Here is a 4,101-nt window from a genome sequence, read left to right as displayed (position 1 = left end):
TGCGTGTGCCGCGATCTGCTGCGCATCTACTACGTGAAGGCCGATCAGGCGCAGTCGCTGGAGCCGCAGGACAAGGAATTGCTGGGCCTGCTGCACGACACGGCGGTGAACCTGGGCTATGCCATCGAGGTGGTGGACCATCTGAATGGGGATGAGGCCGACGACCCCATCCTCTATGCCGTGAGCTATCTGCTCAAGGCGGCCAAGCGGTTTGCGGATGAGGGTTTGTCTGCTGCGGTGTCTTGAAGCGCGCCACACCTAGCGCATGTTTGCCGAAACCCGAAAGAGCGCGGCGGGCTCGGTTTCATGGAGACACGACCAATGCCATGCTCCATTCACTGAATCCAGTTGCCACGCCTGGCATGGGTGCGTGTCCATCCGTCATCGATCTTGCCGCCGTTGATCTCGCAGGAAGCTGGCGTCTGCGTCGTGCCCTGCACTCTGGCTCCCGTGTGGTTTGTCATGGAAACGGGGGCGGCAATCACGAGGGTCACCACCCGGCGATCCTTGGTGGCGCTCATGTACGTGGCGCCCGGGGGCAGGCCGGCATTTTTCTGGTACCAGTCAAGACACATGCGCGCTTCTTCCTCCAGCATGGAGGAGGGCGATACAGCCTGTGGTGCGGGGGCTGACGCGGGCTTGGTGGCGGGCTCGGTCGGCATTGAATTCCGCAGAGGCTCGGGGGATGCAGGGGGCGGGTCCAGTTGCATGGGCTTGGCGGTGGTGCCTTGCGGGCAGGGGGCATCCTGGTACCAGGTTTTTCCGTCGGCAAGGCATTTCATGACGGCCTGGGCATCGGGGGCCAGGCCGGCTGCGGCCACCATCCACAGCAGACTTTTCAGCAGGGCGGTCATGTTTCGGGGTTGCTTGAGGGAAGTGCGCTTTGCATGTCTGCTGCCGCCAGTGGATGAATGGGCCATTGAGTCTCCAATGAAGTGAACTGGCTGCTGCGAGCCTTTGCCCCCCGGCGTTGCCAATGCGCTGCGGAGCTGGAAATGACGGGTTTCCTGACTCTTTTGCGGCCCCGTGCAGTGGTTATACGTCAGCCACTTCAACCGACCAATTCACCTGCCGAGCCAGACTTCCTTGAGCAGGCCTTGTCGGTGGCGTTTGCCATGGACCGCTTGCCTTTGAGATAAGTGATTGCTAAAGTGTTGCCATGCCCGAGAACGACATCTTCAAGGCCCTGGCCGACCCTACGCGCCGCTCCATCTTCGAGAAGCTGGCCGCTGGCAGCATGCATGCCAGCGCGCTGCGCGAGGGGATGGAGATCAGCCAGTCGGCCATGTCCCAGCATCTGGCCGTGCTGCGCAATGCGGGGCTGGTGAGCGAGCAGCGGCAGGGGCGCTTCATGCATTACGAGGTTGATCCCGAAGGGCTGGCGCAGATTGCGGGCTGGCTGGCGAAGTACCGCGCCTACTGGCCGCAGCGCGTGGATGCACTCAAGGGCCTGCTCAAGGACATGGACCAATGAACAAGATGAGCGATATGGACACCGACGATGCGGCCCGCGAGCTGGTGCAGGAGTACGCGCTGGACGCCCCGCCAGAGAAGGTCTGGCGCGCGCTGAGCATTCCCGAGCTGCGCGCGCAGTGGCTGCCGGGCACCGAGCATGCCGAGCCTTTGCAGCAGGTGCCGCAGCAGGAACTGCGCCTGCGGCTGCGCGAGGCGGAGCCGCCCTTTCTTGAAAGCACGGTGGACCTGCAGATCAGCCCCGGCGCCGATGGCGGCACGCTGCTGCGCATCGTCCATGTGCTGACCGATGCGCGGGTGCAGCCGGCCAGGGAAGCGGCCAACGACGGCGGCTTCCTGATGTACGCGACCTGAAACCCTGCCCGGGCAACGGGGCATGCGGCGCAGGGCCGCAGCCCTTTCTTTTTTCACCACCACACACAGGAGTTCGCCCATGCGCGAATCGATGATGCTCGTCCCCATGGTTGTCGAACAGTCGGCGCGCGGAGAGCGGTCCTTCGACATCTACTCGCGCCTGCTGCGCGACCGCGTGATCTTTCTCAACGGCGAGGTCAACGACGCGGTCTCTGCCCTGGTCTGCGCGCAACTGCTGTTCCTGGAGGCGGAGAACCCGGACAAGCCCATTCACCTCTACATCAACTCGCCCGGCGGGGTGATCACCAGCGGGCTGGCCATGTACGACACCATGCAGTTCATCCAATCCCCCGTGCACACGCTGTGCATGGGCACGGCGCGCTCCATGGGATCCTTCCTGCTCATGGCCGGCGAGCCCGGCCATCGCATGGCCCTGCCCAATGCCAGCCTGCACGTGCACCAGCCGCTGGGCGGCGTGCAGGGCCAGGCCTCCGACATCCGCATCCATGCCGAGGAAATGCTGCGCACCAAGGACCGCGTGACACGCCTGTACGCCCAGCACTGCGGCCGCAGCTACGAAGAGGTGGAACGCGACCTGGACCGCGACCGCTTCATGACCGCAGAAGAAGCCCGCGAATGGGGCCTGATAGACAAGGTTCTGGATCGGCGCATGGCAACCCCCTGAGCCGCAGCGCCAGCGAGCGGCTGCCTTTCTCCCCACTCCCGTATGTCAGCGCCTGCGGCGTGGCGGTTGCGGGGTTGCAAGCCTGCCGAAGGACAGGCTTGCTTCGTCATCTGACTCGCCGTGATGTTTGAACGTAGCGCGCAGCGCGAAGTGAGTTTCACGGCGAACCCCGCAACCGCCACGACGCAGGTTGCCCGCAGCGAAGCGGAGGGTCGCGGACATCCGGGTCGCCTTTTCTTGGCCTACGTTCTTTTGGCGAAGCAAAAGAAGGTAGGTCGGCCGCCGGGCCGAGACCCGGCCTCGAAAGAAAACCACCCGGCAGGGGCAAAGACGGAACCCTGGCCCACGCCAGAAGACTAACTGCGCCCCCGCATCACCCCCGCCAACAACGGCATCCCCGTCCTCCGAGTGAACTCCTCATAACTGATGGGCGCACTCATCCGCGTATCCGGGCTATTGGCCTGCCAGTGCGCCCAGGCACGCCCCGTGCTCGCGTCGTACACCAGCTTGAAGATATGGCTGGGCACATGGACCTTGCCCGGCCCGATGGTCAGGGGCTGGCCGTCGAACACCGGCCCGGTGAAGACGTAGACATCGCCCTTGGCGCGCTGGGCGTAGCGGCGCGTGTCCTGCTCGACCTTGCTCCAGACGCCGCCGTTGTGGGTCTGGTCCTGGGGAACCATGTTGGCCAGGCTGAAGCTCTGGGCCATGGCCTCGGGCGAGTACATGTCGCCGGCCGGCGCCATGTGGCCGCGCGAGTAGCCGGAGCGGCGGTAGTCGTCCAGTTCGGCACGCTCGGCGCGGGGCAGGCGGGCATCGGCATAGAACTTGTCGCTGCGCTTGAGGCCCTGGCCCTGCTCCAGCAACTGGCGGTTCAGGCGCTCCACCACGAAGACGGGCGTCTTGGTCTGTCCGCTGTGCAGCACGGCGAAGGCGCTGAAGCACAGCTCGCGCTGAAGGGGCTGGACCTGCAGGGCAGGGGGCTCGCCACCGGGGAAGAAATCGCGGCAGTGCGAAAAGCCCGTGGCCAGGCTGCCGGCAGGCGGGCTGCCACCACCGGAGGCCGTGCCCGAACCTGTCTCCGGCTGCTTGCGCAGGTGCTCCAGCCCGGGGATGGGCAGGGTGGACAGCAGGGGAGGCTCGGGCAGTTTGGGATGCCAGTTCGGGTCCAGGCTGCAGCTGGCGATCTGGAAGGTGCCCGCTGCCGCCACTACGGCGGCGATCACGGAGCGCCACAGTCCGCTGCGGCCGCTGCGGCCGGAGGCTTTCTTCTTGGAGGCGGGGGAGGAACTGCGCTTGCGCGCGGAAGGCTTCTTGTTCTTGACTGTCATTCGGGGGCGGCAGGCGCTGGCCGCAGGGAGGCAAGTCCGCAATGGTGCGGGTTCTGGTTCGGGTCCTAGGAATTCTCCTATGTTTCCAGGTCCCCAAATGTGTCCAGGTGCTCCGAAAGCGAGCCGTGCGCTGCCGGTCCTCAGGCCTTGGGCTGGAGACGGGCCGCCCGGTGTTCGGACGGTGCGCCGAACCAGCACAGCGCCAGGGCCAGCACCGCGATGCCGCCCAGCGAAAGAAAGGCCGCATCAAAGCCGAAG

At 65.4% G+C, this 4,101-nt stretch carries 6 protein-coding genes; 4 read left to right on the top strand and 2 right to left on the bottom strand.

Annotation, left to right across the window (positions count from 1 at the left end):
- On the top strand, nucleotides 1-246 hold a 246-nt coding region (locus tag L995_RS34295; RefSeq protein ID WP_231574397.1), incomplete at its 5' end, for a hypothetical protein.
- 89 nt (nucleotides 247-335) lie between these two features.
- Here L995_RS34295 and L995_RS09420 read toward each other — a convergent pair.
- Complete coding sequence (locus tag L995_RS09420) at nucleotides 336-1,055, bottom strand: DUF4124 domain-containing protein (RefSeq protein ID WP_156136023.1); 720 nt, start codon at nucleotides 1,053-1,055, stop codon at nucleotides 336-338.
- Between the two features lie 104 nt (nucleotides 1,056-1,159).
- On the opposite strand from L995_RS09420, the gene L995_RS09415 reads away from it, so the two are divergent.
- The 3 genes from L995_RS09415 to L995_RS09405 all read left to right on the top strand — a co-directional run bounded on the left by L995_RS09415 (nucleotide 1,160) and on the right by L995_RS09405 (nucleotide 2,512).
- Nucleotides 1,160-1,474: an ArsR/SmtB family transcription factor gene (locus L995_RS09415; RefSeq protein WP_012203973.1), complete on the top strand. Its 315-nt coding sequence runs from the start codon at nucleotides 1,160-1,162 to the stop codon at nucleotides 1,472-1,474.
- Nucleotides 1,471-1,827, top strand: a complete 357-nt coding sequence (locus L995_RS09410) for an SRPBCC family protein (protein WP_047471196.1) — start codon at nucleotides 1,471-1,473, stop codon at nucleotides 1,825-1,827. The genes L995_RS09415 and L995_RS09410 overlap by 4 nt, the downstream gene beginning before the upstream one ends.
- A gap of 79 nt (nucleotides 1,828-1,906) precedes the next feature.
- Nucleotides 1,907-2,512 carry an ATP-dependent Clp protease proteolytic subunit gene (locus L995_RS09405; protein WP_047471194.1) on the top strand — a complete coding sequence of 202 codons (606 nt, stop codon included), beginning with the start codon at nucleotides 1,907-1,909 and terminating at the stop codon, nucleotides 2,510-2,512.
- A gap of 356 nt (nucleotides 2,513-2,868) precedes the next feature.
- Here the strand turns inward: L995_RS09405 and L995_RS09400 are convergent, their stop codons facing one another.
- A complete protein-coding gene (locus L995_RS09400) occupies nucleotides 2,869-3,843 on the bottom strand; it encodes a DNA/RNA non-specific endonuclease (protein ID WP_047471193.1) in 975 nt (324 codons plus the stop codon).
- Nucleotides 3,844-4,101 lie beyond the last annotated feature (258 nt).

This window comes from Delftia sp. ZNC0008 (assembly GCF_000799035.1).
GTDB classification, from domain to species: Bacteria; Pseudomonadota; Gammaproteobacteria; order Burkholderiales; family Burkholderiaceae_C; genus Comamonas; species Comamonas tsuruhatensis.
The sequence above is the reverse complement of the archived record's forward strand: the minus strand, read 5'-3'. Positions and strand labels throughout refer to the sequence as shown.

Excerpts from the sequence above, each read along its gene's own strand:
- L995_RS09405 (WP_047471194.1), top strand. The coding sequence starts at position 1,907 with ATGCGCGAATCGATGATGCTCGTCCCCATGGTTGTCGAACAGTCGGCG.
- L995_RS09400 (WP_047471193.1), bottom strand. The coding sequence starts at position 3,843 with ATGACAGTCAAGAACAAGAAGCCTTCCGCGCGCAAGCGCAGTTCCTCC.
- L995_RS09410 (WP_047471196.1), top strand. The coding sequence starts at position 1,471 with ATGAACAAGATGAGCGATATGGACACCGACGATGCGGCCCGCGAGCTG.
- L995_RS09415 (WP_012203973.1), top strand. The coding sequence starts at position 1,160 with ATGCCCGAGAACGACATCTTCAAGGCCCTGGCCGACCCTACGCGCCGC.